At 70.3% G+C, this 320-nt stretch carries 1 pseudogene; it reads left to right on the top strand.

The window, feature by feature from the left end:
- Positions 1 to 320: pseudogene (locus ACLZOT_RS51245) on the top strand (carbohydrate ABC transporter substrate-binding protein); the annotation flags it as partial.

The following is a 320-nucleotide window of genomic DNA, read 5'->3' as shown; positions in this document are numbered from 1 at the left end:
CCGGCGGCGACGCGGCGGTGGCGCTGAAGGACAGCAAGGGCGCGCAGGCGCTGCTGACCTGGCTGGCGTCGGCGGACGCGGCGAAGATCTGGGCCGAAGCGGGCGGGTTCATCTCCCCGACCAAGGGCCTGGACCTGAAGGCGTACCCGAACGAGGTGCAGCGCACGATGGCGCAGGCGTTGATCGACGCGGGTGACGACGTCCGGTTCGACATGTCGGACCAGGCCCCGCAGTCGTTCGGCGGGACGCCGGGGGCGGGCGAGTGGAAGATCCTCCAGGACTTCCTGAAGAACCCGAAGGACATCGCGGGGACCCAGAAG

The sequence above is a fragment of the Streptomyces sp. 4F14 genome, assembly GCF_048159485.1.
Taxonomy (GTDB): domain Bacteria; phylum Actinomycetota; class Actinomycetes; order Streptomycetales; family Streptomycetaceae; genus Streptomyces.
This window is presented reverse-complemented; position numbering and strand designations above follow the sequence as displayed.